Below are 26,257 nucleotides of genomic sequence, written 5' to 3' on the forward strand. Positions count from 1 at the left end.
AAAGAACAGGCGGTGCCGGATCAGCCCAGCACCTTGCCCGGGTTCATGAGGCCCTGGGGGTCCAGGGCCGCCTTGATGCGATGCATCAGCGCCATTTCCACAGGGTCCTTGTAGCGTGGCAGCACGTCGCGCTTGAGCTGCCCCACCCCGTGTTCCGCGCTGATCGAGCCGCCCACGGCGTACACGCGATCATGCACCAGTTCATAGACCGCGTCCTGGCACGCCAGGAGCTGGCCTTCGGCCCATTGCGGCCCGCGCGCGACGTTGTAGTGCAGGTTGCCATCGCCCAGGTGGCCGAAGATCACGTGCCGGATCCCCGGAAACGCGGCCTGCAAGGCGGCGTTCGTGCCCAGCACGAACTCGGCCATGCGCGACACCGGGATCGAGACGTCGTGCTTGATGCTCTTGCCGGATTCTTTTTCCGCCAGGGGGATGCTTTCACGCAAATGCCAGAGCGCATGGCTTTGCGCCATGGATTCGGCGATCACCGCATCCAGGACGATGCCGGCCTCGATGGCCTCGCCCACCACGACCTCGAAACGCTCGCGGGCGTGGGCCTCGGATTCGCTGTCCGACAGTTCCAGCAGCGCATACCAGGGCATGTCGGCCGACGGGCCTTCGAAAGGCAGGCGCTGCTGCGGAAAGCAGCGCACCACGTCCTGGAGGCAATCGCCGGCCATCAGTTCGAAACCGGTCAAGGAAGCGCCCAGGCCCGCGCGGGCCCGGCCCAGCATGGCGATGGCCGATTCGATCGAATCCAGGGCCAGCAGCGCAGTGCAGCGTGCCACCGGCAACGGGTGCAATTTCAGCGTCGCGGCCGTAATCACGCCCAGCGTCCCCTCGCTGCCGATGAACAGGTCGCGCAAATCGTAGCCTGTGTTGTCCTTGCGCAGACCGCGCAGGCCGTGCCAGATGTCCCCCTGAGCGGTCACGACCTCCAGCCCCAGGGCCAGTTCGCGCATGTTGCCGTAGCGCAGCACCTGCGTGCCGCCCGCGTTGGTGGCCAGATTGCCGCCGATCGTGCAACTGCCCTCGGCCGCCAGGCTGAGCGGGAACAGCCGGCCGGCCTCGCGCGCGGCCTGCTGAACGGACTGCAGGACGCAGCCGGCCTCGACCTCCATGGTGTCGTTGTCGGTGTCGATGCTGCGGATCCGGTTCAGGCGCTGCAGCGACAGGATCACCGCCTGGCCGGAATCGTCGGGCGTCGCCCCGCCGCACAGCCCCGTATTGCCCCCCTGGGGAATCACCGGCAGGCCGGCCTGCGCGCACAAGCGCACCACGGCCGCGACTTCGTCGGTCGTGCCGGGCCGCACCACGGCCAGCGAGCGGCCGCGATAGCGCTCGCGCCAGTCCGTTTCCCAGGGCAGCGCATCCGCGCCGGTCAGCACCTGCGCGGCGCCGACCGTCGCGCGCAAAGCATCCAGATGATCCATGGCTTTCGTAATGTCGTAATCCAGCGGCCCGGCGATGAAGCACGAGCCCTTCGAGGGCAAGAACCTTCCATTGTAATCGGCGATAATGGCCTCAGGGAATTTCTGAATCAGTCGAACGGCAAGCGGCGCGGGGACTTGTACAGAGCTTGCCCAACCGATCTCTCCGCCGGAATACTCCATGAGCGACCTCTTGCCTTCCGCTGTTTTCAAGGCCTACGACATCCGCGGCACCGTGCCCGGACAGATCAACGAGCCCTTTGCCCACCGCCTGGGATTGGCCCTGGCCGCTCAGGCCCGACGCGAAGGCGTGCGCAGCCTGGCGATCGGCTACGACGGACGCCTGAGCAGCCGCGGGCTGGCCCACGCCGTCAAGACCGGCCTGCACGCAGGCGGGATCAACACGGTGGACCTGGGCCTGGCGCACACGCCCCTGGTGTATTACGCCGCCTGCCGTGACGGCAGCGGCTCGGGGGTCGCCATCACCGGCAGCCACAACCCGCCCGACTACAACGGCTTCAAGATGATGATGGCGGGGCGCACCCTGCACGGCGACGACATTCAGGCCCTGCGCCGAGCCATGGACGGCATCCAGCCGCCCATGGGTGCGACGCCGGGCATCAGCGTCGCTACCGATCTGGTGGACACCTACATCCGCGAAATCACCGGCCACGTGCGCCTGGCGCGCCCCATGCACGTCGCCATCGACTGCGGCAACGGCGTAGGCGGCGTGGCCGCCGCGCGCCTGTTCCGGGCGCTGGGCTGTACGGTGGACGAACTGTACTGCGAGGTCGACGGACTGTTCCCCAACCACCACCCCGACCCGGCGGACCCGGCCAATCTCCAGGACCTGATCGCCCACCTGCGCGACACTGACTGCGAATTGGGCCTGGCCTTTGACGGCGACGCCGACCGCCTGGGCGTGGTCACCCGTTCCGGCCAGATCATCTGGCCCGACCGCCAGATGATCCTGTTCGCACGTGACATCCTCCAACGCCAGCCGGGCGCGGACATCATTTTCGACGTCAAGTGCAGCCGCCACCTGGGCCGTGCCGTCGTTGAAGCCGGCGGCACGCCGCTGATGTCGCAAACAGGGCATTCGCTGATCAAGGCGCGGCTGGCCGAGACCGGCGCGCCCCTGGCCGGCGAGATGAGCGGCCACATTTTCTTCAAGGAACGCTGGTACGGTTTCGACGACGGCCTCTACGCCGGCGCGCGCCTGCTGGAGATCCTGTCACGCAGCGACGATCCGAGCCGGACGCTGGAGGCCCTGCCCCAGGGGATCTCCACCCCCGAACTGAAGCTGCCCATGGCCGAGGGCGAGCCGCACGCCTTCATCCAGCGCCTGCAGACCGAAGGCCGCTTTCCCGGCGCCGCGGACCGCATCACGATCGACGGCATCCGCGCCGAATACCCGGACGGCTTCGGCCTGGCACGGGCGTCGAACACCACGCCGGTGGTGGTGCTGCGCTTCGAAGGCGACACGCCCGAGGCGCTGGCGCGCATCCAGGATGAATTCCGCGCCGCCATCACGGCGCTGCTGCCAGGTCGGCCGCTGCCGTTCTAGGACCTGTTCAGTACCCGGTCCCGGTCGCCTGATCGGCTCCGGCGCGAAAAGCCTGCACCAGGCCGGCGGCCGACTGCCGCAACAGCAGCGTGTCCGTACCCAGCGCAATGAACCGGGCACCCGCCTGGGCATAGGCCCGGGCGGCGTCCAGCCGGGTGGCGAACACGCCGGCGGCCTTGCCGCTGTGCGCGATTTTCTCGATCGCATCGAGCACGGCGGTCCGGACCTCGGGATGATCCGGCCGACCCAGGTGCCCCATCGAGGCAGCCAGATCGGACGGGCCGATGAACACGGCGTCCACGCCTTCCACCGCCAGAATGTCATCCAGGGCTTCCAGGGCGGCACGGGATTCTGCCTGGACGATCAGGCAGATTTCGTCATTGGCCTGCCGCACGTAGTCGGGCACCCCGTTCCAGTGCGCCGCGCGCGCCATCGCCGTGCCGACCCCGCGAATGCCGGCGGGCGGATAGCGGGTGGCTCGCACCAGGGCGCGGGCCTGTTCGGCCGACTCTACCATCGGCACCAGCAGGGACTGGGCGCCGATGTCCAGCATCTGCTTGATGAGCGCCGGATCATGGTCGACGATGCGGACCAGGACGTCTGCTTCGCTGCCCTGGAGCGCCCGCAACTGCGCCAGCACGCTGCGCAAGTCGTTGGGGCCGTGCTCGCCATCGATCAGCAACCAGTCGAAGCCGGTGCCGCCGAGCAGCTCGGCCGCACTGGGATCGCCCAGCCCCATGAACAGGCCGATACGCGGGTCTCGGTCGCCGCGCAGCGCGGCCTTGAACGAATTATGGAGCGCGGACATGGAGGTTCTCCGGAAAACAGCGGAATGGGTTCAGACGAAGCGGTTGGAGATACAGCCCAGCGGACCGTAGTCCACGTGGAAGGTGTCCCCGGGCTGCACAGCCACCGGCCGCGTGAAGGAGCCCGACAGGATCAGTTGCCCCGCCTCCAGGCCGACACCGTGCGGGGCCAGCTTGCGCGCCAGCCAGACGATGCCGTTGGCCGGATGGTTCAGCACCCCGGCGGCCACGCCGGTTTCCTCGATCACGCCGTTGCGCAGCATCAGGGCGCTCGCCCAGCGCAGGTCCTGGTCCATGGGACGGATGGCCCGCCCGCCCAGCACCAGCCCGGCGTCGGCGGCATTGTCCGAGATCGTGTCCATCACCAGGCGCGGCCGTCGGGTGTCCGGATCGACGCGGTGGCAGCGTGCGTCAATGAGTTCGATGGCCGGCATGACGTAGTCGGTGGCATCCAGCACGTCGAACAGCGTCACGTCCGGTCCGATCAGGTCACGGGTCAGGTGGAACACCAGTTCGACCTCGACCATGGGCGCGATGAAGCGGTCAAAGGGGATGTCCTGGCCGTTCTCGAACAACATGTCGTCGAGCAGCACCCCGTAGTCGGGTTCCGTGATCTGCGAGGATCGCTGCATGGCACGCGAGGTCAGGCCGATCTTGCGGCCGATGACGTGCCGGCCCTCCTGGAGCTTCAGGCGGATGCCTTCGCTCTGGATGGCATAGGCGTCCTCGATGGTGATGTCGGGATGATCCAGGGAGGGCGCCCGCACCTGGGTACGAGTGCGCTCGGCCTCGTGCAGGGAGGCCGCGACACGGACGATGGCGTCCCGGGACAAGGCCCCCGAAACCGGTGCCCGCGAATGAATGGCAGCAATGTCAGTGTTTTGCATAACGGGCATGGATATTGTTGTGCTTGAGCGTACCCGCCTCGGAGAATTCGGACAATTCCAGGGACAGGGCCAGGGTGCGGCGCTGGAAGATCGGGTCGAAATGCCGCTTCATGACGTCGAACAGCGCCTGGGCGATGTCACGCACGGCCTGGGGATCGCGGCCCGCACCGATCTTGACGGTGGCATGCACGAAAGCGTCATCGTGGTCGCCCTCGGCCACGCAGTACTCGTCCAGGCGCAGGGCGCGCGAGCGGATACCGCCCGGCGGGAACAGGCCGGAATCGATCAGGACGCGGTTGGCCTGGCGCAGCAGACCGGGCAGGTCGCCTTCTTGGGCGAGATTGCCTGAATATTCGAAGATCAGATGTGCCATGGTATGGGACCCAGGATGCGAAAGTCGGCCCCCGCGCCACGACCCGGAGGGTGCCGCGCGGGGTTCAAAGGACCGGAATCTACTGAACGGGCAGGATCGCGTTGAGCTGGCCGGTCCCCGAGCTGCCGAAATACGGGGTGACGATTTCGGCCTGGCCCCGGTACTGGTCCCAGCCCAGGGCACCCAACAGCATGGCGGTGTCATGCATATTGCCTTCGCCGTGGCACTTGGCGTTGTATTCGGGCAGCATGTCGCAGAACGTCGCCCAGTCGCCGCGCTTCCACATGTCGATCACGGCGTGGTCCACGGTTTCCAGAAACGGGCTCCAGACCTTGAACAGATAGTCCTCTGCCACGCCGTTCTGTGCGAAGCGGTGCGACAGCGAACCGCTGGCGAGAAAGGCGACCGTACCATCGTACTGCTCCTCGACCGCGCGACGCATGGCCGCCCCGATCTTGGCCGAGTCCGCCATGTCGTGGACCGTGCACAGCGAAGCCACCGACACCACTTTGAAATGCTGGTCCTCGTTCATGTAACGCATCGGCACCAGCGTGCCGTATTCGAGATTCAGGCTGGCGATTTCGTGGGCGCGCGTCCGGACGCCGGCTGTCGTGCTGGCCTCGGCCAGCAGTTTGCCCAGCGCCGGATTGCCGTCGTATTCATATGCCATGTCGCGAATGAAATGCGGCAGTTCATGGCTGGTGTACACGCCCTTGAAATGGGGTGCGCAATTGACGTGATACCCGGAATTCACCAGCCAGTGCGTGTCGAACACGACGATCGTATCCACGCCCAGTTCGCGACAGCGGCGGCCGATTTCCTTGTGACCATCAATGGCGGCTTGACGGCAGCCTTTGTGCGGCCCGTCCAATTCAGACAGGTACATCGACGGCACGTGCGTGATCTTCGCAGTCAAAGCAAGCTTACCCATGGTGTCTCCTCCGTAAGGGGATGATGAGGCAATGTTGGCCGGGGTTCAAACGCCCCAGCGAGGGATCGGATGATCCCCGTATGAGATGCAGATGTTCTTGGCTTCGCAGAACACCTCATAGCTGTAATGGCCGCCCTCGCGCCCGGTGCCCGAGGCCTTGACGCCGCCAAAGGGCTGACGCAGATCGCGCACGTTCTGGCTGTTGACGAACACCATGCCGGCCTCGACGCCGCGCGCCATGCGCAGGGCCCGCCCGGTACTTTCCGTCCAGACGTAGGACGACAGCCCGTAGGGCGTATCGTTGGCGATGGCCAGCGCCTGGGCTTCGTCGTCAAAGGGAATCAGGCAGGCGACCGGGCCGAAGATCTCGTCCTGGGCGATGCTCATGCGGTTATCCACGTCGGCGAACACGGTCGGCTGGACCCAGTTGCCGCCCCGGAAGGCCGCGCCCACGTCCGGCGTGCCGCCCCCGCACAGCATGCGGGCGCCTTCGCGCTGACCCGCCTCGATGTAGCCCGTGACCTTGCGCAGGTGATCGGCCGAGATCATCGGACCGATGATGGTCTTGGGATCCAGCGGATCACCCACGACCAGGCGGCGCGCCCGGGCGGCGAAATCCGCCTGGAAGCGCTCGTAGATGCCGCGCTGGACCAGGATGCGGCTGCCGGCCGTGCAGCGTTCGCCGTTATTCGAGAAGATCATGAAGACGGCGGCGTCCAGCGCCCGCTCGTAGTCGGCATCGTCGAACACGATGAATGGCGACTTGCCCCCGAGCTCCATGGAAAATTTCTTCAGGCCCGCGGCTCGCACGATGCGGTGGCCGGTGGCGGTCGAGCCGGTGAAGGACACGGCGCGCACACCGTCGTGCGACACCAGCGCCTCGCCGGCCGTGGCCCCATAGCCGTGCACGATGTTGAACACCCCCGGCGGCACACCGGCCTCCAGGGCCAGTTGTCCCAGGCGGTCCGCCGTCAGAGGCGACAGTTCACTCATCTTCATCACGGCGGTATTACCGAACGCCAGACACGGCGCCAGTTTCCAGGTCGCCGTCATGAAGGGCACGTTCCAGGGCGAGATCAGGGCGCAGACGCCGACCGGCTGCCACATCGTGACGTTCAGGTGGCCCGTGTCGGAGGGATAGCTTTCCCCGTCCAGCCGCTGGATCTGCTCGGCAAAGAAATGGAAGTTGTTGGCCGCGCGCGGCACCAGCGCCTTGCCGGTCTGGCCGATGACCTGGCCGGTGTCCTGGGTTTCCAGGCGGGACAATTCGGGCACGTCGCGCGTGATCAGTTCGCCCAGACGGTGCAGAATGGCGGCACGGTCGGCGGTCGATCGAGCCGCCCAGGCCGGAAAGGCCTCCTGGGCGGCCCGCACCGCCTGATCGACCTCGGCCGCGCCGCCGCTGGCGACCTCGGCCAGGACTTCGCCCGTGGCGGGGTTCAGGGTTTCAAACACATCGGCGCTCTCGACTTCGCGCCCGGCGATCAGATGCTTGATCATGGAAGGCTCTCCCTAGTCAGCGATTTGAGAATGGATGGCCTCGTCACCCACGATGGTGTTGACCAGGCAGCCCACGGATTCGATTTCGGTTTCGACCACGTCTCCGGGCCGGGTCTCGGCCAGCCCCTGCGGCGTGCCGGTCAGGATCACATCACCCGGCGACAGGGTCATGAAGGACGACAGGTACTCGATCAGGAACGGGATATCGAAGATCATGTCGGCAGTCGTGCCCTGCTGAACGACCTGGCCGTTGATGCGGGTGCACAGGGCCAGCGCCATGGGATCGGGCACGTCATCGCGGTCGACCATCCAGGGGCCGATGGGCGTGCAGCCGTCACGGTTCTTGACCCGCAGATTGGGCCGGTACCAGTTTTCCAGGTAGTCGCGGATGGCATAGTCGTTGGCCACGGTGTAGCCGGCGACGTGTTCGTAAGCGTTTTCACGGCGGATGCCGCGCCCGCCACGGCCAATGACCACCGCCAGTTCGCATTCATAATGCATGCTGCGCACCCCATCCGGACGACGGGTGGTCGCCCGATGGCCGATGAAGGTATTGGGGCCTTTCAGGAAGACCAGCGGGACTTCGGGTGCCTTGAAGGCCAGCTCTGCGGCATGGTCGGCGTAATTCAGCCCCAGCGCAAAAGCCGTGCCGATCCGGACCGGCGGCAGCCAGACGACTTCCTCTGCGGGCGCCTCGCGGCCGTCAGCCAGGCGCAGGACGCCGTCGTCCTCGACCGTGACCGGGCGGACCGCCCCCTGCCAGGCGATGCGTGCGTGCCTCATGCCGATTCCTCCTCGGTTTCCACAGTGAATGCCAGCCGGGCCAGGCCCGGTACTTCGACGCGCACGTGGGCGCCCGTCCGGGCCACGGGCGATTGGTAGACGACCCCGGTCAGGAGCACATCGCCCTGGCGCAAGGTCATGAATTCAGTCACGTCAGCCAGCAGGCGGGCCGGCGCGCGCAACAGATCGGACAGGCGGCGCTCATCCGAGGGAACGTCATTGATCCAGGTCCGCAGCACCAGGGACGACAATTCGCCGATCGCGCGCGACGGCAGCAGCCGCATGCACAGAGAGCCGTCGAAACATTTTTGACGAATGGCCGGCCGATAGTAGTCGGCGTGCGGCAGACTCAGGTCAGCGGCCAGCAGGCAGGCGTCGACGGCTTCCAGGGCCGACTCGGGCCGCAGCCGGGCGGCATCCCGACCCATGCGCAGACCGATGACAGCGCCGATTTCGACTGCGTGTTCGCCGGCCGGGAGCCGCACGACAGCGCCATCCGACGCCCAGGTGTTACGCGGCTTGAGGTACAGCACCGGGGCCGCCGGCAGCCCCTTGTACGGCGGCTGCTGCACGGCCTCGCCCAGGCGCGACACGCTGGCGGGGTCGTTCATGATGACGCCATACACGGCGGCGTCCGGGGACAGGATGGGAACGGTTTGCATCTTTTTTCAGTGACAAAAGGAGTGACCGGGTCTGCGTGTCGGCGCTAGCCCAGAACGTGGATCAGCCACAGCGTAATGCCGGGGAAGAAGGCCAGCACGATGATCCGCAGGAAATCGGATGCCAGGAAGGGCATCACCCCCAGCGCCGTTTCCTTCATGGACACGTCCTTGGCCAGCTTGTTGATGATGTACAGGTTCATCCCGACCGGCGGATGCACCAGGCCGATCTCGACCACCATCAGCGTCATGATGCCGAACCAGATGGACTTGTCGCCCGCCGACAGGCCGAAGAAATCCAGGCCCATGATCATCGGATAGAAGATCGGAATCGTCAGCAGGATCATGGCCAGAGAATCCATGACGCAGCCCAGCAGAATGTAGATCAGCAGGATGGCGAACAGCACCATCATGGGCGACAGCCCGCTGTCGATGACCCATTGCGCCAGTTGGTGCGGCATCTGCGACAACGCCAGCGACGAATTCAGCAGATCCGCGCCGATCAGCACCATGAAGATCATGCCGGTGACCCGCGCCGTGCCCAGCAGGCTCTGGCGTGAACCTTCCCAACGCATGCCGTTGGCCAGCGCGATCAGGCCGCAGGCCCCCGCCCCGATGGACGCCGCCTCGGTCGGATTGGCCCAGCCGCCGTAGATGCCCACGACCACGACCAGGAACACCAGCATGATGGGCACGGTCCGCATCAGCGCGGCCATCGCCTCGGCCCTGGGGGCCTTGGTGCCGGTGGGCCCGGATTCGGGATCCCGCGTGACGAGGATGCGGATCACGATCAGGTAGCCCAGCGCGGCCAGGATGCCGGGAATCACGGCGGCCATGAACAGCTTGCCGATGGAGTCCTGGACCAGCACCGCATAGATGATCAGCGGCACCGAAGGCGGAATCAAAATGCCCAGCGTGCCGCTGGCCGCCAGCGTGCCCGTGGCCAGGCGTCCCGAATAGCCGTGTGCGCGCAGTTCGGGCAGGGCCACCTGGCCCATCGTGGCAGCCGTCGCCAGCGAAGAGCCGCAGATGGCACCAAAGGATGCGCAGGCCGCCACCGAGGCCATGGCCATGCCGCCGCGCCAGTGGCCGATCAGCTTGCCGGCCGCGTCGAACAGCGCCTTGGACAGACCGCCGTGAGTGGCGAACTGGCCCATCAGGATGAACAGCGGCACCACCGCCAGATCGTAGTTCGACAGACGCGCATAGGCCAGGTCGCTGAGCGTGAACAGCAACCCGTTCCAGGCCCAGCCGCTGGAAACCACGTAGATGGCCGCACCGGCCAGCAGCATCGCCACGGCGATCTGCACCCGGAACACCAGAAGAACCAACAGTCCCGCGAGGCCGCTCAGGCCCACCAGAATTCCACTCATGCCGACACCCCATGATCAACAGCCATCTGTTCACGACGCCCCAGGTAGCGGGCATGGCCAAGCGCCGCCCGGACGCGCCAGAGCGCACACAAGGCCGTCAGCAGCAGGCTGGGCACGATGGCCGCCACAGGGATCCAGATCGGCAGCCCCAGCAAGGTGGTGAAATCCCCCGTCTCATGCAGGTGCAGGGCCGACAGCGCGGTGCGCCAGGCCAGCACCAGCATGACCGCCACCAGCAGGCACTCGCAGGAAGCGTCGAGGCGGCTCTTGGTGGTCACCGAGAGCCGCTCGGTGAACAGATCGACCCGCAGATGGTCGCCCACCAGTGTGCAATAAGGCAGGAAGGCCGCGGCGGCCACCGCCGTGCCCACCTGCATCATCTCGACGTCACCGGTGACCGAGCCAAAACCCAGCTTGCGCCCGATGATCGAGACCAGCGACATGCCGACCAGCAGGACGAACAGCACCCCGCCCCCCAGGGCCAGCCCCGTAGCCAGCCGATTCAGGATCGGCCAGCCCCGGCTGCAGCGGGCCTGTTCGGTTCCGGTGTAATCCATGATCTGAGTCCAGGCTGATTATCGACGCGCCAACGCATGCGCGGCTTCGGACAATTTGGTGCCGTCCTGGCCCTTCTTGTCCATTTCCGCGCGCCACTCGGCGTCAACCCCACGGGCAGCGTTCTTCATGGCACTGAGATCGGCTTCGCTGATGTCGACCACCTGACCTCCCGCAGCCCGCACCTTTTCCTGGGTCTTCGCGGCGACGTCATCCCAGACCTTGCCGAAGCGCTCGACCAGGGCCGGACCGCTGTGGCGGTCGAGGATGGCTTTCAGATCGGGAGCCAGACCCTCGTATTTCTGCTGGTTCATCAACAGCACCAGCACCGTGGCGGCAGGATAGGCCTGGCCGACAGCGGGTTGCGTATGGTATTTGGTGACCTCGTCGAGCTTGGTCGGCAGCACGACTTCCCAGGCGCCCATGGCGCCGTCCACCACGCCCTTGGAAATGGCTTCGGTGACCTGGCCCGGCGGCATGGAAACCGGCTCGCCGCCCAGGGCGGCCAGCGTCTTGGAGGCCATGCGCGTGGGCGTGCGCAGCTTCAGACCCTTGATGTCCGCAAGCGAGGCAATGGCCCGCTTGGACGTGTGCAGGGCCACGCCACCGTCCACGTGCACGGCCAGCACCTTGTATTTGGAGAATTCCTGCTTGGCGTACTGTTCATAGAAATCCCAGGCCGCCTTGCTGCCGCTGGCGGCATCCCTGACGACGAAAGGCAGTTCCATGGCTTCGATCGCGGGGAAACGCCCCGCCGAATAACCAGGCGCCGTCCAGACGATGTCGGCCACGCCGCGCAGGGCCTGGTCTGCCAACTGGCCCGGCGTGCCGCCCAGTTGCATGGCGGGGTAAATCTGGCAGGCGATGCGCCTGGACGATTCCTGGGCCAGCGTTGCGCACCAGGGTTCGAGTACCATTTGTTGAGCCGCCGCAGCCGATGGCAGGAAATGCGCGATCTTGAGGGTGACTTCTTCGGCAGCGGCTGGATTGCCGATGAAAGCGGCCAGGGTCAGGGCCAATGCGGCGTAGCGTCGTTGCATATGTCTTCTCCGGATGAGAATTGGGTTCTATGAAAATCGGCTGGATTCAGCCCTTTTATTCACTAACATGTTATTGTTATTTTCAGGCACTATAAAGCTAACATATTAGCAAGTCAAGCACAGCCACCGGACCCAAATGAACACACTAAAAATCCACCGCAACCTGCCGCAACTCCTGCTGAAGGCGCGCGACGCCCTGCTGAGCCATTTCCGGGGCATCCTGACGCACTACGGCCTGACGGAACAACAATGGCGGATCGTGCGCAGTCTGCACGAACAGGGCCCTCTGGAGCCCAATCAGTTATGCGATGTCTGTCAGATCCTCAGCCCGAGCATGGTCGGGGTTCTGAGCCGGATGCAGACCCAGGAACTGATCGTGCGCGAACGCGCCGCGCACGATCAACGCCGCATCATCATCAGCCTGACGCCACAGGGCCAGGCGATCTATGCACGGGTCGCGCCGCTGGTCGAGGCCCAATACCGCCTGATCGAAGACGCCATCGGCCACGATCTCATCGACCAGACTTATGCCCAGATCGACCGCCTGCTGAGCGCGCCGCTGGACCAGGTCCCGTCCGTCGAGCTGCCGCCCGTGGATCGCCAGACCTGAAAACGCCGGCTATCGTCCGGTCAGCGCCCGGTACACGTCCAGGTGTGCCTGGACGATCCGGTCCAGGCCGAAATCACGTTCCGCCAGCGACCGGCCCGCAGCGCCCATGCGGATCCGCAGATCCTCGTCAGCCGCCAACACCGCGACCGCGTCGGCCAGAGCCCGCGCATCCCGGGGCGGCACCAGCATGCCGCTGACCCCGGCTTCGATCGCGTCCCGGCATCCCGGCACGTCCGTGGTCACCACGGGCCGGCCGCAGGCAGCCGCCTCGATCAGGGACTTGGGCAGACCCTCGCGGTAGGACGGCAGTGTCACGATATGGGCTTGCGCGTAGAAACCCGCCACGTCGGCGCATTCGCCCACGTAGTCGATGGCGCCTTCGGACTGCCAGCGCAGCAGTTCGTCAGGCTGCACGGATGCGGGGTTTTCCAGGTCGAGGCTGCCCGCCAGACGCCAGCGCAGGCCCTCGCCCCGAGAGGCCGACAGGCGGGCCGCCTCGACGAATTCGCCCACCCCCTTGTCGCGCAACAGACGGGCGGCCAGCGCCACCGTCACCGGCACCGAAGGCCAGGGCGCCGGTGCAAAGCGCGCCAGATCGACGCCCGAGCCGCGCAGCAGCACCGCCTGGCCCGGACGCACGACGCCGGCCCGTTCCAGCACGTCGCGGTCGGCGGTGTTCTGGAAGATGACCCGGCTGTTCGGATGCCCCAGAGCCAGGCGATACAGGATCAACGCCAGGCGCTTGAGGAGACCTCTCAGGCCCGATCCCTGGATGAACACATAGCCCAGGCCGGAAATCGCCGCGACGTAGGCCGGCACCCCGGCCAGGCGGGCGGCGATGCCGCCGTAGAGCACGGACTTGAGTGTGACGGCGTGCACCAGATCGGGCCGGACCCGGCGGAACAGACGCCAGATCGCCCACAGGCTGCGGGCCTCGGTCCAGGGCCGCATGCTGGTGCGCGACAGAGGCAGGACGTGATGTGTCAGACCCAGCGCCTCGAGTTGCGCCACGGCCGGGCCGCCCATGGAGGCGACGTGGACTTCGTAGCCCGCATCGCGGGCGGCCAGAGCGACCGGCAAGCGGTGGGACACCAGAAAGGCCGGATTGGTGATGAAAAACAGCAGCCGGGGGGCCGAGATGGCGGCGCCCGATGAGACCACATCCGCCGTCGAAGTCGAGGCTGCGGCCAAAGCCGTCGCGTCATCCGGACCACCCGTCCTCCGCCCCTTTCCGGACCCCGGGAAATCAGCGGCCAGGCGGCGCCAGACGGCTTCGTAGCGGTCCACCATGGTCTGCAGGCTGTAGCGTTGCTCGACGGAGGCACGTGCCGCGTCGCGGCGCGCCGGCCATTGCGGATCACGCACGGCACCCACGGCCCTGTCGATGGCGTCCGCCAAAGCCGAAGCATCCCCCGGCGGCGCAACCCAGCCATGTTCGCCCACGATGTCGGCGGCATCGCCCACGTCAGTCACGACGCAGGCCACGCCGGAGGCCATGGCCTCGGACACCACGTTGGGAAAACCTTCGGCCTTGCTCGACAGCACATGGATGTCCAGCGCCCGCATCAGCGCCGGCACGTCGTCGCGCCGCCCCAGGAAGATCAGATGGTCCAGCAGGCCGTAGTGCCGCGCCAGGGCGATCAGGTCCGCGTTGTCGCGCGACATGCCCAGCCCGATCAGCACGCAGCGCAGATCCGGATGGGCGCGCACGCTCAAGGCCAGCGCCGCCAGCAGGTTTTCATGGTCTTTCAGCGGATTCCAGCGCGCCACGCTGCCCAGCAGCGGCGCGCCCTCGGGCACGCCCCAGCGGGCGCGCAGTTCGGCAACGCCCGCCGCGTCCGGGTGCCAGACGTCCAGGTCGTAGCCATTGGGCACAACCAGCACCCGATCGGCGCGGTAGCCCCAGCCCCGGTGGACCTCGGCCGCCTTGCGGGCGCAGGCGACGATGACGCCCGGCACCCAGCCCGATACGCGGGCGCAGGCCCAGGCGGCCAGACGGGAGGAACGGCTGCTTTCACCCAGGCTGACGCCCGAATTGCGCACCCCCCAGGCCACGGCGCGGATACCGGCCAGGCGTGCCGCCAGGCCGGCGATCAGGTCGGCGTGGTACATCCAGGTCTGCACCACGTCAGGACGGCGTTCGCGCAGCAAACGGAACAGCCGCCACAGGCCACGCACATTCCCCGCCCAGCCCTGCATGTCCAGACAGATCACCTCGACGCCAGCTTCGCGCAGCCGCGCGCCCATGACGCCTTCGCCACGCATGGACACCACCGTATGCCGGACCGTGCTGCCGGGCGCCGTGGCCAGGCGAAACAGCACGGTTTCGGCGCCGCCATGCAGCAGACCCGAAATCACGTGCATCACCCGCAAGGGATAGCCAGGCTGTCCCGCCTCGTTTTCATTCATGAAGTTTCCTCGTCATCGCCACCCAGCGTCCCGTCCGCATCCGTCCAGGCATCATCCCAGGCCCGCAGAACGGCGTCCAGCCCGTAGCGGGCCCGCACCGACTCGGCCGCCGCCCGGCCCCGGGCTTCCCGCTCGTCGGGGCTGGCGCGCATCACCTGCAGCAGAGCCCGGCTCAGCGCCGCCTCGTCGTCCAGCGGCACCAGCTCGGCCAGGGTGCCGTCCAGCGTCAGTTCCGACGGTCCCGAGGGGCAGTCCGTCGCCACGCAGGGCAAGCCCAGCGCCATGGCTTCGAGCAGCGCGTTCGGAAAACCTTCGACGCGGGAATTCAGCACGAAGGCATGGGCTGTGGCCAGGTCCTCCCAGGGGGTCCGGCTGAAACCGGGCAGCCGGACGCGGGATTCCAGCCCCAATTCGCGGACGCGCTGCAGGCAGGCCTCACGCTGCGCGCCCTCGCCCCAGATGCACAAATCCCAAGCGGGGCAGTGCGGCGCGATCGCGGCGAAGCATTCGATCAGCCGGTCGAATTGTTTGACGGGATTGAAGCGCCCCAGCGCAGCCAGGGTGTGGCGCGGTCCCGCGGGTTCGTGGTCCCGGCGCTCCGGCAGTCCGTCGGGCAAGGGATTGGGGATCACCGCGAGGCGGCGCACGCCCGGCGCCACCTGCAGCAAATGGTGTGCGCTGCGGCGTGTCTGTACGGCGACGCGGCGCGCCCAGGGGTAGGTCCAACGCCGCAAGCGGCGCAGGCTGGTTTCCAGATTGACGCTGTGGGCCGGGTCGGTGCGTTCGCCAACGACCAGCGGCAGGCCCAGGCCGCGCAGGGCCAGCAGCGCCGTCACATTGACGTTGGTCAGAAAGGACAGCACCCGGTCGGGACGGGATTCCCGCGCCAGACGCCGCAGGGCAGCGAGCTTGGCCACGGGGCGCAACCAGGCCGGGCCGCGCATCAGGTCGGCCAGCCACAGCAGGCGCACGCCGGGGTCCAGCACCTGGTCGCAGCGCCCGCGTCCGGAATAGCAGCACACCAGGGTGACCTCGTCACCGCGCCGTGCCCAGGCATTGGCCAGTGTGGCCGCCACGCGCTCGGCGCCCCCCCCGTGCATGGAACTGACGAGAAACAGCATCCGCCTCGGCCGGCCGGCCGAGGCGTCGTGAGAGACCATGCGAGAATCGGCCGGCTCCGTCATCAGTTGACCCTCTCGCCCTGGAACACCTGTTCCCACAGGGCCATGATGCGCGCAGTGCCAAAGCGGTCACGCGCATCGACGGCGCGGCCGGCCAGCCGCGACCGCAGTCCGGCATCGGCCATCAGTTCGGTCAGGCCGGCCGCCAGGGCGTCGGGATCGTCGATCGGCCGGACCAGCACGCCGTCCAGACCCTCGCGGATGATTTCCCGGGGACCGGTGTCGCAATCGGCCGCCACGCACGGCAGGCCGCAGGCCATGGCTTCGATCAAGGTGTTCGACAGGCCCTCGGCCTGGGAGCTGAGCACGTACAGGTCCGCAGCGCCGTACCAGGCCGCCATATTGCCGACGCGTCCCGGCAGGCTGACGCGCTCGCCCAGACCCAGCTCGTCGCGCAGGGACTCCAGCGCCTCGCGCTGCTCGCCTTCGCCCAGAATGGTCAGATCCCAGTCGGGGAACAACGCCGCCAGTTGAGCAAAAGCCCGCAACAGGCCGTCGAAACCCTTGACCGGATGCAGACGACCTACGGCCAGCAGACGATGGCGGCCGGGCACGCACGGCGGCTCCAGCACCGGCTCGCCCTCGACCAGCGGCCAGCGCACGGCGTTGGGAATGACCTGGGCGCGGACACCGGGCAGATGTTCGTCCAGCCACTGCGCCGTGCCCCGGGTCAGGGCGACGACCGCGTCGGCGCGCGGATAGGTCCAGCGGCGCAGCCGTTCCCAGAAGGCCGGCAACGGCAGGCTGGGCGGATGGGCATGCTCGGTGGCGATCACGCGGGCACGCCCGCGCGCGGCCAGCACCGCCAGCACCGAGCCCCGGGTCATCATGCCCAGCACCACGGCCGGGCGGTGGCGGCGCACCAGCCGGCGCAGCGCCCAGACCCGCATCAGATTGCCCCACAAGGCGCCCACCGGGCCCGCACTGTCGCCCGCCAGCCCCAGCGCGTGGCGCCGCACGCCCTCCGGCAGCGGATAGGCGTCCTCACGATCATCGGTCTGGGTCACGATCATCACGCGGCAGCCGCGCGCCAACCAGCCGGCGGCCAGATCCACCGCCACGCGCTCGGCGCCGCCGCCCCGCAGCGAATGGATCACGATCATCAGGTCGATCCGTTCCACGTTCATCATGCCCCCTTGACGCTGCGCTTGGGACTACCCGACACGCTCACGACTTCAATTCCTCTGACGGTTGTACACGCCGCCAGGCCAGGCCCAGGTAGCAGACATAGGACAAGGCGTACATGCAGGCAGTCGCCAGCATGATGCCCGCCGCGCCCATGGACGGCGCCAGCACGGTGTTCATCCAGGCCTTGATGCCGAAATTCAGGACAGCGATGGCCGCCATCCAGCCGTAGCGATTCTGGCTGGCCAGCAACTGCACCAGGATCAGCACACCGAAATAGAACGGCAACTGCAACATGCCCCAGCGCAGCACGTGCGCCACGGCGACCGTGTCCTGCGCAGTGAAGGCGCCGCGTTCGAACAGCAGCGACACCAGCCAGGGCGCCAGCCACCAGCCGATCAGCACCACGATGGCGCCCAGCCCCAGCAGTACAAACGACCACTTCAGCGCCATGGCGCGGGCATGCGCCGCATCGCCTCGGGCCTGAATGTCGGCCAGCACCGGCAGCGCCGCCCGACCGACCGAGGCCGCCCCCAGGCCGATCATCAGCGACAGCAGCCGCGCCGCGTAGCCCAGGGTCGCATTGGCGTTGGCACCCAGTCCGGCCGCCGTGTACTGATCGAGGGGACCGACGAAACTCATGGCCAGTTGGCCGACCAGCATGATGCCGGCGGCGGCCGCCAGGCTGGACCACTGCGGCGCGTGCCGGCTCAGGCGCGGCCGCACCGGCACACGGTCCGCGCGTCGCGCCAGGAGATCCTGCCACACGGCCTGGACGGCATAACCCAGCAGCGTGCCCCAGAGCAGCGGCAGCACCCCGGCGCCCGCAGGTGCCGCCAGCACACAGACCAGGATGGCCAGAGCCGGCACGCTGTCGAGCAGGGTGTTGATGTGGCGTTCGTGCGCCCGCAGGCGCGCCGCACCCAGGCCCGTCCAGACCGTGAAGAAGGCGGCCGGCGCAAAGCCCAGGATCAGCAGCAGGCTCATGTCGCGCACGGTGGACGACAAACCCTGCCCCGCCACGTCCAGAATCATCGGCCAGGCCAGGCCCAGCAAGACGGCCGCCACGGCCCCCAGCACCCAGGCCCAGCCCTGCAGTTCGCCCAGGAAGCGACTGTGTTGAGCAGGCTCGTCCTGACGGCTGCGCACCAGAGCCGGGATCAGCACCACGGAACAGGCGCCGACCAGCGTCACCGGCAGCCAGCTCGCGATCGTCAGCGTGAACTGGTAAGCGTCCACGGCATCGCTGACGCCGTAGCGGTACGCCACCGCCATTTCCTTGACCGCGCCCACGGCCTTGCCCATCAACAGGAAAAAGGCCACGCGGGCCGCGCCCAGGGCGATGCGGCGATGATCGGCGTGCAACTCCGCCAGCCGGCGTTTCAGCGGCGCGAACACGTCAACAAGCCCTCACACGTCTCCTCCGCACACCCGGGTCAGCTCAGGAACTGGACGTACCAGGGCATGGCGACTTCCAGACCCCGCAGGATGTCGAATTGCGGCTCGTAGCCCAGCAGGCCACGCGCCTTGCCGATGTCGGCCTGGGAATGGCGCACGTCGCCCGCACGGAAATCGGCATGGCGCGGCGCGCGCGCATAGGCCACGCCGTTGCGCCCCAGGATGCCGCGCAGGTGCTCGAACAATTCGTTCAGGGAAGTGCGGGCGTTGAAGGCGACGTTATAGACCTGGTTGACGCCGTCCGGGCCGGCCAGGGACGCCAGCACATTGGCCTGGACGACGTTGTCGATGTAGCAGAAATCGCGGCTGGTCTCGCCGTCGCCGTTGATCACGACCTCCTGGTCGCGGATCATGGAGGACACCCATTTCGGGATCACGGCCGCGTAGGCGCCGTCCGGGTCCTGGCGCTGGCCGAAGACGTTGAAATAGCGCAGGCCGACGGTCTTGAAGCCATAGGCGCGGGCAAATACATCCGCGTACAGTTCGTTGACATACTTGGTGACCGCGTAGGGCGACAGCGGCTTGCCGATCAGGTCCTCGACCTTGGGCAGGCCGGGATGGTCGCCGTACGTCGAGCTGGAGGCCGCATAGACGAAGGATTCGACCTGGGCATCGCGCGCCGCCACCAGCATGTTCAACTGGCCGCCGACGTTGACCGCGTTGGTGGTCAAGGGATCGTTCAGCGAACGCGGCACCGAGCCCAACGCCGCCTGGTGCAGCACGTGGCGCACGCCCTTGACCGCCTGCTGGCAGGTGTCCAGGTCGCGGATGTCGCCCTCGATGAAGCGGAAGCGCGCCCACTGCGCAGGGCTGACGCGGGACTCGACCTCGTCCAGGTTGTGCCGGTAGCCGGTGGAAAAATTATCCAGGCCGACGACCGTCTGACCCAGCCCCAGCAGGGCTTCGAGCAGATTGGAGCCGATGAAGCCGGCGCAGCCCGTCACCAGCCAGGTGCGGGGCTGCGCCTGGAGCTCGGCCCGGACGGATTCGTAGCGAGAAGTCATGCAAAAGCCTCAGAGACGCAGGTCGGACTCGCTGGCGGCGAGCACGTATTTCAGGTCGTACAGCACGTGCTCGGGCTTGCCCAGCGCGCGCAGCGCGGCGGCCCCCATGGCGGCGAACTGATCATGCGCCACCGCCAGGATGATGCCGTCGTAGGCGCCGTCGGCCGGCTTGGAAACCGGCGTCAGACCGTATTCGTGCTGCGCCTCGGCCGCGTCGACCCAGGGGTCGTAGACATCCACGTCGATGCTGTATTCGCCCAGCTCGCGCACGATGTCCACCACGCGGGTGTTGCGCAGGTCGGGGCAGTTTTCCTTGAAGGTCAGGCCCATCACCAGCACGCGCGAACCCTGCACCTGGATGCGGCGCTTGGTCATGGCCTTGATCAGTTGGGACACTACGTAGCCGCCCATGGAATCATTCAGACGGCGGCCGGCCAGGATGATTTCCGGGTGATAACCGATGGACTGTGCCTTGTGGGTCAGATAGTACGGATCGACGCCGATGCAGTGCCCGCCGACCAGACCCGGCCGGAAAGGCAGGAAGTTCCATTTGGTGCCGGCGGCCTGCAACACGTCCAGCGTGTCGATGCCCAGGCGGTTGAAGATCAGGGCCAGCTCGTTGATGAGGGCGATGTTCACGTCGCGCTGCGTGTTCTCGATGACCTTGGCGGCCTCGGCGACCTTGATCGAGGGCGCCTTGTGCGTGCCCGCCGTGATGATCTGGCGATACAGCGCATCGACCAGTTCGGCGACCTCAGGCGTGGAGCCCGAGGTGACCTTGCGGATGGTGGCGACGCGGTGCTGCTTGTCGCCCGGGTTGATGCGCTCGGGGCTGTAGCCCGCGTAGAAATCCACGTTGAACTTCAGGCCGGAAATGCGCTCCAGCACCGGCACGCAGACCTCTTCCGTCGCGCCGGGGTAGACCGTGGACTCATAGATCACGATGTCGCCACGCTTGAGGACGCGGCCGATGGTCTCGCTGGCGCGCTCCAGCGGCGTCAGGTCCGGCTGCTTGTATTCGTCGATGGGCGTAGGCACGGTGACGATGAACACATTGGCGGCGGCCAGCTCGGCGGGGTCGGCCGAATAATGCAGTTGCCTGGCCTCGGCCAGTTCGGGGCCCTCGACTTCCAGCGTATGGTCACGGCCGGCGCGCAGTTCCTCGATGCGCCGCGTGTTGATGTCGAAGCCCAGCACGTCACGGTGCTTGCCGAATTCAACCGCCAGCGGCAGGCCCACGTATCCCAGACCGACAACAGCCAGACGGACGTCCTGAATGTTCATTTGGTTCTCCCCGGCATCAATGCCGATTTGACGATATGAAATTTTAATCGCGCCGTACGCCCCGCCCCAGGGACGGCAACAGCAGCCAGCGCGGCCGTCGCCAGGTCACCAGGCGGATGTACAGCCAGATGTAGGCTGCGGCGAAAACGCCCATGCTCAGGCACAGCAGCCAGGCGTTGTCCCACCAGAGCGTGGCGGGCACCAGCCCGATCAGCGCCAGCACCCACAGATAGGGCGAGGTCATGGCGTTGCACAGCGCCGGCAGCGCATGGCGGCGGTCTCGGCTGAACGTGATGCGTACCAGACGGCGAAACACCAGTTGATGCAGGTGCAGCGCGTCGGGCTGATCCACCGGCACGCCACGTTTGAACTTGCGGCGCCAGATGGAAAACAGCGTCTCGAAGACCGGGTAGAACAGCACGGCCAAGGCATAGAAGGGCGACACCCCGGGATTGCGCACCACCAGTTGCACGGCCAGCTCAGCCAGCATGAAGCCGACGAAATACGCCCCGCCATCGCCCAGGAAGACCCGGCCGAAGGGAAAATTCCAGACCAGAAAGCCCAGGGTCGCGGAGGCCAGGGACGTGGCGATGAGGAAAATGGGCATGTCCTGAACCTGCCAGGCGACCAGAGCGAGCGACACCGCCATCAGGGTGGCGATCATGCCGGCCAGGCCGTTCATGCCGTCAATGATGTTCAGGGCGTGCGTGCAACCGCCGACCGCCACCATGGTGAACAGCAGCGAAATGATCGGCCAGGTCGACAGCAGCGTATCGGCCCACGAAAGACCCACGCGCGACACGCCGCCCAGCAGCCACCAGGCGATGCCGGCCGACACGAAGGCCGCCAGCAGGCGCTTGCCGGAACCGATGTCCTTGGTGATGTCCTCGAGCAGCCCGGCGACGAACACCGGCAGCGCCGACACGAACAGTGCCGGCCACAGCCAGGTCAAGGTCATGTTGCTGGGACCCAGCACCAGCAGACCCGCCAGACTGCCGGCCACCACGGCCAGCCCGCCCACCCGGGGCGCTGCGTGGGCATGCATGGCCTGGGGCTTGTGCATGTCCGTATCGCCCGTCAGGCGACCGTGCCAGCGTTCCGATACAACGATCAGACCGCCGACCATGAAGGCGACAATTCCGATGATGGGCCAGCCGAGCGTCGCGGACAAATTGGAGGCGTTCAAGTCAGACCTATTGAGGTAAAACGAGATTATCGGCCAATTTTGTAACTTGTGGTGCGGCGCAGCGGATACAGATGCAACAAAAGGACCCCGCAGATGTGCGGTATCTGCGGGGCCCCGTCCGGGCGCACGACCGTCCGACCTGGACCGGACGGCGGATCAAACAGTCACAGGATCACAGGCCGCCCATGCACAAGTATTTGACGACCAGATAATCGTCCAGCCCGTAGTGCGAGCCCTCGCGCCCCAGGCCGGACTGCTTGACCCCGCCGAAGGGCACGGCCTCGTTGGAAATCAGCCCGGTGTTGATGCCCACCATGCCGTACTCCAGCGCCTCGGCCACGCGCCACACCCGGCCGATGTCGCGGCTGTAGAAATAGGCGGCCAGACCATATTCGGTATCGTTCGCCATGCGGACCACATCCGCGTCGTCGCTGAAACGGAACAGCGGCGCCAGCGGGCCGAAGGTTTCCTCGCGAGCGAATTTCATCGTGGGCAAGGCGTCGGCCACCACCGTCGGCTGGAAGAAGGTATGTCCCAGCGCATGGGGTTCCCCCCCGACCAGGACGCGCCCGCCCTGGGCCACGGCATCCGCAATGTGTTCCTGGACCTTGACCACCGCATCAGCATCGATCAGGGGGCCCTGCGTGACGCCCTCTTCCATGCCGTTGCCCACCTTCAGCTTGCCGACCGCCGCCACCAGCTTGCGGCTGAACGCGTCATACACCGAATCCTGCACGTAGAAACGATTGGTGCACACGCAGGTCTGCCCGGCATTGCGGTATTTGCTGGCGATGGCGCCTTCCACGGCGGCGTCCAGGTCCGCATCGTCGAACACGATGAAAGGCGCGTTGCCGCCCAGTTCCAGGGACAGCTTCTTGATCGAGGGAGCACACTGGCGCATCAGCAGGCGTCCGACCTCGGTCGAACCGGTGAAGGACAGTTTGCGCACGATCGGGCTGGACGTCATTTCACCGCCGATGGCGGGCGCATCCCCGGTCAGGACGGAGAACACGCCGGCCGGCACCCCGGCCTGTTCCGCCAGCACCGCCAGCGCCAGCGCCGAAAACGGCGTCTGCTCGGCCGGTTTGACGACCAGCGGACACCCCGCCGCCAGCGCAGCGCCGGCCTTGCGGGTGATCATGGAAGACGGGAAATTCCAGGGCGTGATGGCGGCGCAGACCCCGATGGGTTCCCGGGTGACGACGACCCGGCGGTCCCGGGCGAACGAAGGGATCACGTCGCCATAGGCGCGCTTGCCCTCTTCGGCGAACCATTCCAGGAACGCGGCGCCATAGGCGATTTCGCCCTTGGATTCGGCCAGCGGCTTGCCCTGCTCGGCGGTCATGATCAGAGCCAGATCCTGGGCGTGTTCGGTCATCAGCTCGAACCAGCGCCGCAGGATGGCTGCGCGTTCCTTGGCGGTCATCGCACGCCAAGCGCCCCAGGCGGTCTGGGCGCCCTCGATGGCCCGACGCGTTTCGGCCGCACCCATGCGGGGCACGGTGCCCAGCAGTTCGCCCGTTGCCGGGTTATGGACGGCAATGGTTTGGGCGGAATCCGCATCGCACCACTGGCCATTGAGATAAGCCTGCTGGCGCAGCAGGTCCGGTTTTTTCAGTGTCAGCATGGCTGTGCTTGTGCCTCGATTGATCGTTCATTATAATGAACGGCGTTTATTGGGATGAACAATCTGATATTAACGACCCGGCCCTTCGGGCGTCAATCCGACCCGACAGGTTCTTGCATGCAAACCGACAAAATCCTGGCGCCGGCCGTGACCCGCGCCTCTGCCGTACTGGACCTGCTGGCCCGCACCGGCCGCCCCATGGCCCTGGCCGAACTGGCCAAGACGCTGCAACTGCCCAAGAGCAGCCTGCACGTCCTGTGCGCGACGCTGGAACATCTGAATCTGGTCACGCGGCTGGACGGCGGACAGATGACGCTCGGGCCGCACGTGATGATGTGGGCCAACGCCTTCATGACGCGACTGGACATCACGCAGGAATTCTTCGCCTCCTGGGATGACATGCGCGTCCTGCCGGAAGAAACCATCACGCTGTCGGTGCGCGACGGCACCGAGGTCGTGTACATCGCCTGCCGCAACGGCAAGCATCCCCTGGGACTGCAATTCCACGCCGGCATGCGGCTGCCGGCGGTCTATACCGCCACGGGCCTGGCCATGCTCAGCACCCTGCCGGACGCCAGTGCGCGCAAGCTGCTGGACAGCCAACCCGGCGGCTGGCCCACGCCCCTGACCGATCACGGCCTGCGCGACACCGCCTCAGCCATCACCGAACTGCAACGTATCCGTCAACAGCGCTATTCGACCGACCACGAAGGGGTGCGCGACGGCATGTATTGCTTCGGCGCGCCGGTTTTCGATTCGCGCCATCCCGAGGCCGTGGCCGGGGTGGCCGTCAGCATCCGCTCGCTGGAAGCCAACCCGGCACTGGAAGAGCGCGCCGGAGACGCCATCCGCAAGCTGGCGGATCGGCTGTCGGAACGGTTGGGGGCTGTACAAGCGTTTTAAAATGGGGCCAGTCGTACCCGGAGAGCCCATGGAAATCATCCTCAACGACCACCACACGCTCATCATCGCCGCCCTCGTGATGCTCACAGGACATTGGCTGGTCTTTCGCATCAAATTCCTGTCCGCCTTCAACATCCCGGAGCCCGTAGCCGGCGGCCTGCTGGCGGCATTCATCATCACGCTGCTGAACGCCGCCACGGGCCTGACCCTCAAACTCGACACCGATCTGCAAACGACGTTCATGCTGATGTTCTTCGCCTCGATCGGCCTGAGCGCGGACTTCACGCGGCTGAAAGAAGGCGGCAAGCCGCTCGTCGTGCTGCTGGCGCTGGTCTCCCTCTTCATCGTGGCGCAGAACGCCATCGGCGTCGGACTGGCGACATTGCTGGGCCTCAAGCCCCTGATCGGCCTGGTGGTCGGCTCGATCTCGCTGACCGGCGGCCACGGCACGGCGGGCGCCTGGGGGCCGGTGCTGGAGACGCAATACGGGATCGCCGGCGCCACCACGCTGGGGATCGCAACGGCGACCTTCGGTCTGGTATTCGGCGGTCTGATCGGCGGACCGGTGGCGCGCCACCTGATCCGCAAGCAAAATCGCACACCCTTGCCGCAGACACGCGCACGCAGCGATATCGACGCCATTTCCGGCGCGCCGCGCCACGCACAGGCCGGCGAAAACGAGGAAAACAAGCGCCTGACGTTCGAGCTCATCGACCAGCCGCGCCTGATCACGGCCTATGCCGCGATCGAAACCCTGGCCATGTTCGCCGCCTGCCTGAGCAGCGCCGACCTGCTCGGCCGCTGGACGCGCGGCACGGCCCTCGAACTGCCCACCTTCATCTGGGCACTGGGCAGCGGCGTGGTGATCCGCAATGTGCTGACCCACGCCTTCCGCTTCCAGATGTTCGACCGCGCGATCGACGTGCTCGGCAACACCTCGCTGTCGCTGTTCCTGGCCATCGCGCTGGTCAGCCTGCGCCTGTGGGAACTGACCGATCTGGCCGGTCCGGTATCCATCATTCTGGCCGTGCAGGTCATGGCGATCATGCTGTACGCGACCTGGATCACCTACCGCTTCATGGGTGCGGACTACGACGCCGCCGTCGTCGCCGCCGGCCACTGCGGCTTCGGCCTGGGTGCCACGCCTACGGCCATCGCCAATATGCAGGCCGTGACCGACCGCTTCGGCCCCTCGTACAAGGCTTACCTGATCGTGCCCCTGGTCGGTGCGTTCTTCGTGGATCTGGTCAACGCAGCCATCCTGCAGCTCTTCACCCAGATTCCTTTCCTGCAATGAAAGGGGGGGAGCTTACGCCCCCACGCTGCGCCTTCGGCTTGCTGCCCCCCAAGGGGGCGCTTTTTGCCTTGGGGCGGCCCGGCGGCAAAAAATGCCCCCACGCTGCGCAGGCTTCGCCTGCTTGCAGATAAAAAAAAGCCCAAGATCCGAAGATCCTGGGCTAAATCCACCAAAGGAGGAGGGTGGAGGAGACAACCTGGGCATGTCGGGCTGCGAGGAACCTGGGTTCCGAGCCGCCGTGATTAGGGGTTTTCCCTCTGCAATCACGT

At 66.7% G+C, this 26,257-nt stretch carries 23 protein-coding genes and 1 pseudogene; 4 read left to right on the forward strand and 20 right to left on the reverse strand.

Going from position 1 to position 26,257, the window contains the following annotated elements:
- Positions 1-20 precede the first annotated feature (20 nt).
- Entirely contained in the window at positions 21-1,433 is a 1,413-nt protein-coding gene (locus WA983_RS03220) for an FAD-binding oxidoreductase (protein ID WP_424251692.1), read from the reverse strand.
- 178 nt (positions 1,434-1,611) lie between these two features.
- On the opposite strand from WA983_RS03220, the gene WA983_RS03225 reads away from it, so the two are divergent.
- Positions 1,612-2,997 (forward strand): phosphomannomutase/phosphoglucomutase, encoded by a 1,386-nt coding sequence (locus WA983_RS03225; RefSeq protein WP_424251669.1) that lies wholly within the window; start codon positions 1,612-1,614, stop codon positions 2,995-2,997.
- Between the two features lie 7 nt (positions 2,998-3,004).
- Here WA983_RS03225 and WA983_RS03230 read toward each other — a convergent pair whose 3' ends face one another.
- From WA983_RS03230 to WA983_RS03275, 10 genes are all read right to left on the reverse strand, one after another.
- Positions 3,005-3,805, reverse strand: coding sequence for an aldolase/citrate lyase family protein (locus tag WA983_RS03230; RefSeq protein ID WP_424251668.1), 801 nt, complete (start codon positions 3,803-3,805; stop codon positions 3,005-3,007).
- A 30-nt stretch (positions 3,806-3,835) separates the two neighbouring features.
- Positions 3,836-4,690, reverse strand: coding sequence for a 2-oxo-hept-4-ene-1,7-dioate hydratase (gene hpaH / locus WA983_RS03235; protein ID WP_424251666.1), 855 nt, complete (start codon positions 4,688-4,690; stop codon positions 3,836-3,838).
- Complete coding sequence (locus WA983_RS03240; protein WP_424251664.1) at positions 4,677-5,063, reverse strand: 5-carboxymethyl-2-hydroxymuconate Delta-isomerase; 387 nt, start codon at positions 5,061-5,063, stop codon at positions 4,677-4,679. Before WA983_RS03240 ends, hpaH begins: the two co-directional genes overlap by 14 nt.
- 79 nt (positions 5,064-5,142) lie before the next feature.
- Complete coding sequence (gene hpaD / locus WA983_RS03245) at positions 5,143-5,994, reverse strand: 3,4-dihydroxyphenylacetate 2,3-dioxygenase (RefSeq protein ID WP_424251662.1); 852 nt, start codon at positions 5,992-5,994, stop codon at positions 5,143-5,145.
- Positions 5,995-6,039: 45 nt separating this feature from the next.
- Entirely contained in the window at positions 6,040-7,494 is a 1,455-nt protein-coding gene (hpaE, locus tag WA983_RS03250) for a 5-carboxymethyl-2-hydroxymuconate semialdehyde dehydrogenase (RefSeq protein ID WP_424251660.1), read from the reverse strand.
- Between the two features lie 12 nt (positions 7,495-7,506).
- Complete coding sequence (locus WA983_RS03255; protein ID WP_424311591.1) at positions 7,507-8,277, reverse strand: fumarylacetoacetate hydrolase family protein; 771 nt, start codon at positions 8,275-8,277, stop codon at positions 7,507-7,509.
- Positions 8,274-8,939: a fumarylacetoacetate hydrolase family protein gene (locus WA983_RS03260; protein WP_424251657.1), complete on the reverse strand. Its 666-nt coding sequence runs from the start codon at positions 8,937-8,939 to the stop codon at positions 8,274-8,276. Before WA983_RS03260 ends, WA983_RS03255 begins: the two co-directional genes overlap by 4 nt.
- A gap of 44 nt (positions 8,940-8,983) precedes the next feature.
- A complete protein-coding gene (locus WA983_RS03265; protein ID WP_424251655.1) occupies positions 8,984-10,309 on the reverse strand; it encodes a TRAP transporter large permease in 1,326 nt (441 codons plus the stop codon).
- The gene (locus WA983_RS03270; protein ID WP_424251653.1) at positions 10,306-10,866 is read right to left on the reverse strand and encodes a TRAP transporter small permease; all 561 of its coding nucleotides are present in this window, start codon (positions 10,864-10,866) and stop codon (positions 10,306-10,308) included. Before WA983_RS03270 ends, WA983_RS03265 begins: the two co-directional genes overlap by 4 nt.
- An 18-nt stretch (positions 10,867-10,884) precedes the next feature.
- Positions 10,885-11,904, reverse strand: coding sequence for a TRAP transporter substrate-binding protein (locus WA983_RS03275; RefSeq protein ID WP_424311592.1), 1,020 nt, complete (start codon positions 11,902-11,904; stop codon positions 10,885-10,887).
- Positions 11,905-12,040: 136 nt separating this feature from the next.
- On the opposite strand from WA983_RS03275, the gene hpaR reads away from it, so the two are divergent.
- The gene (gene hpaR, locus WA983_RS03280) at positions 12,041-12,514 is read left to right on the forward strand and encodes a homoprotocatechuate degradation operon regulator HpaR (protein ID WP_424311593.1); all 474 of its coding nucleotides are present in this window, start codon (positions 12,041-12,043) and stop codon (positions 12,512-12,514) included.
- A 9-nt stretch (positions 12,515-12,523) separates the two neighbouring features.
- Here the strand turns inward: hpaR and WA983_RS03285 are convergent, their stop codons facing one another.
- From WA983_RS03285 to gabD, 9 genes and pseudogenes are all read right to left on the reverse strand, one after another.
- Positions 12,524-13,654, reverse strand: coding sequence for a glycosyltransferase family 4 protein (locus tag WA983_RS03285; RefSeq protein WP_424311605.1), 1,131 nt, complete (start codon positions 13,652-13,654; stop codon positions 12,524-12,526).
- Between the two features lie 246 nt (positions 13,655-13,900).
- A pseudogene (locus tag WA983_RS03290) lies at positions 13,901-14,923 on the reverse strand (glycosyltransferase); the annotation flags it as partial.
- Positions 14,920-16,083 carry a glycosyltransferase gene (locus WA983_RS03295; RefSeq protein ID WP_424311594.1) on the reverse strand — a complete coding sequence of 388 codons (1,164 nt, stop codon included), beginning with the start codon at positions 16,081-16,083 and terminating at the stop codon, positions 14,920-14,922. The gene WA983_RS03295 and the pseudogene WA983_RS03290, both read right to left, overlap by 4 nt.
- Positions 16,084-16,106: 23 nt before the next feature.
- The gene (locus WA983_RS03300; RefSeq protein ID WP_424252269.1) at positions 16,107-17,234 is read right to left on the reverse strand and encodes a glycosyltransferase family 4 protein; all 1,128 of its coding nucleotides are present in this window, start codon (positions 17,232-17,234) and stop codon (positions 16,107-16,109) included.
- 37 nt (positions 17,235-17,271) lie between these two features.
- Positions 17,272-18,627: a murein biosynthesis integral membrane protein MurJ gene (gene murJ, locus WA983_RS03305; protein WP_424311595.1), complete on the reverse strand. Its 1,356-nt coding sequence runs from the start codon at positions 18,625-18,627 to the stop codon at positions 17,272-17,274.
- Between the two features lie 38 nt (positions 18,628-18,665).
- Complete coding sequence (locus WA983_RS03310; RefSeq protein WP_424252273.1) at positions 18,666-19,691, reverse strand: SDR family oxidoreductase; 1,026 nt, start codon at positions 19,689-19,691, stop codon at positions 18,666-18,668.
- Positions 19,692-19,700: 9 nt separating this feature from the next.
- A complete protein-coding gene (gene tviB, locus WA983_RS03315) occupies positions 19,701-20,975 on the reverse strand; it encodes a Vi polysaccharide biosynthesis UDP-N-acetylglucosamine C-6 dehydrogenase TviB (RefSeq protein ID WP_424252275.1) in 1,275 nt (424 codons plus the stop codon).
- A 43-nt stretch (positions 20,976-21,018) separates the two neighbouring features.
- Positions 21,019-22,101, reverse strand: a complete 1,083-nt coding sequence (locus WA983_RS03320) for an MraY family glycosyltransferase (RefSeq protein ID WP_424252343.1) — start codon at positions 22,099-22,101, stop codon at positions 21,019-21,021.
- 232 nt (positions 22,102-22,333) lie between these two features.
- Positions 22,334-23,788, reverse strand: a complete 1,455-nt coding sequence (gabD, locus tag WA983_RS03325; protein ID WP_424252277.1) for an NADP-dependent succinate-semialdehyde dehydrogenase — start codon at positions 23,786-23,788, stop codon at positions 22,334-22,336.
- Positions 23,789-23,905: 117 nt separating this feature from the next.
- Between gabD and WA983_RS03330 the strand changes: the two genes are divergently transcribed.
- Entirely contained in the window at positions 23,906-24,691 is a 786-nt protein-coding gene (locus tag WA983_RS03330; RefSeq protein WP_424252279.1) for an IclR family transcriptional regulator, read from the forward strand.
- 28 nt (positions 24,692-24,719) lie between these two features.
- Entirely contained in the window at positions 24,720-25,988 is a 1,269-nt protein-coding gene (gltS, locus tag WA983_RS03335) for a sodium/glutamate symporter (RefSeq protein ID WP_424311596.1), read from the forward strand.
- The last annotated feature ends 269 nt before the right edge of the window (positions 25,989-26,257 follow it).

It is taken from the genome of Castellaniella sp. (genome assembly GCF_049650445.1).
Classification (GTDB): domain Bacteria; phylum Pseudomonadota; class Gammaproteobacteria; order Burkholderiales; family Burkholderiaceae_B; genus Castellaniella.

Excerpts from the sequence above, each read along its gene's own strand:
- WA983_RS03220 (WP_424251692.1), bottom strand. The coding sequence starts at position 1,433 with ATGGATCATCTGGATGCTTTGCGCGCGACGGTCGGCGCCGCGCAGGTG.
- WA983_RS03225 (WP_424251669.1), top strand. The coding sequence starts at position 1,612 with ATGAGCGACCTCTTGCCTTCCGCTGTTTTCAAGGCCTACGACATCCGC.
- WA983_RS03230 (WP_424251668.1), bottom strand. The coding sequence starts at position 3,805 with ATGTCCGCGCTCCATAATTCGTTCAAGGCCGCGCTGCGCGGCGACCGA.
- hpaH (WP_424251666.1), bottom strand. The coding sequence starts at position 4,690 with ATGCAAAACACTGACATTGCTGCCATTCATTCGCGGGCACCGGTTTCG.
- WA983_RS03240 (WP_424251664.1), bottom strand. The coding sequence starts at position 5,063 with ATGGCACATCTGATCTTCGAATATTCAGGCAATCTCGCCCAAGAAGGC.
- hpaD (WP_424251662.1), bottom strand. The coding sequence starts at position 5,994 with ATGGGTAAGCTTGCTTTGACTGCGAAGATCACGCACGTGCCGTCGATG.
- hpaE (WP_424251660.1), bottom strand. The coding sequence starts at position 7,494 with ATGATCAAGCATCTGATCGCCGGGCGCGAAGTCGAGAGCGCCGATGTG.
- WA983_RS03255 (WP_424311591.1), bottom strand. The coding sequence starts at position 8,277 with ATGAGGCACGCACGCATCGCCTGGCAGGGGGCGGTCCGCCCGGTCACG.
- WA983_RS03260 (WP_424251657.1), bottom strand. The coding sequence starts at position 8,939 with ATGCAAACCGTTCCCATCCTGTCCCCGGACGCCGCCGTGTATGGCGTC.
- WA983_RS03265 (WP_424251655.1), bottom strand. The coding sequence starts at position 10,309 with ATGAGTGGAATTCTGGTGGGCCTGAGCGGCCTCGCGGGACTGTTGGTT.
- WA983_RS03270 (WP_424251653.1), bottom strand. The coding sequence starts at position 10,866 with ATGGATTACACCGGAACCGAACAGGCCCGCTGCAGCCGGGGCTGGCCG.
- WA983_RS03275 (WP_424311592.1), bottom strand. The coding sequence starts at position 11,904 with ATGCAACGACGCTACGCCGCATTGGCCCTGACCCTGGCCGCTTTCATC.
- hpaR (WP_424311593.1), top strand. The coding sequence starts at position 12,041 with ATGAACACACTAAAAATCCACCGCAACCTGCCGCAACTCCTGCTGAAG.
- WA983_RS03295 (WP_424311594.1), bottom strand. The coding sequence starts at position 16,083 with ATGGTCTCTCACGACGCCTCGGCCGGCCGGCCGAGGCGGATGCTGTTT.
- WA983_RS03300 (WP_424252269.1), bottom strand. The coding sequence starts at position 17,234 with ATGATGAACGTGGAACGGATCGACCTGATGATCGTGATCCATTCGCTG.
- WA983_RS03310 (WP_424252273.1), bottom strand. The coding sequence starts at position 19,691 with ATGACTTCTCGCTACGAATCCGTCCGGGCCGAGCTCCAGGCGCAGCCC.
- tviB (WP_424252275.1), bottom strand. The coding sequence starts at position 20,975 with ATGAACATTCAGGACGTCCGTCTGGCTGTTGTCGGTCTGGGATACGTG.
- WA983_RS03320 (WP_424252343.1), bottom strand. The coding sequence starts at position 22,101 with ATGGTCGGCGGTCTGATCGTTGTATCGGAACGCTGGCACGGTCGCCTG.
- gabD (WP_424252277.1), bottom strand. The coding sequence starts at position 23,788 with ATGCTGACACTGAAAAAACCGGACCTGCTGCGCCAGCAGGCTTATCTC.
- WA983_RS03330 (WP_424252279.1), top strand. The coding sequence starts at position 23,906 with ATGCAAACCGACAAAATCCTGGCGCCGGCCGTGACCCGCGCCTCTGCC.
- gltS (WP_424311596.1), top strand. The coding sequence starts at position 24,720 with ATGGAAATCATCCTCAACGACCACCACACGCTCATCATCGCCGCCCTC.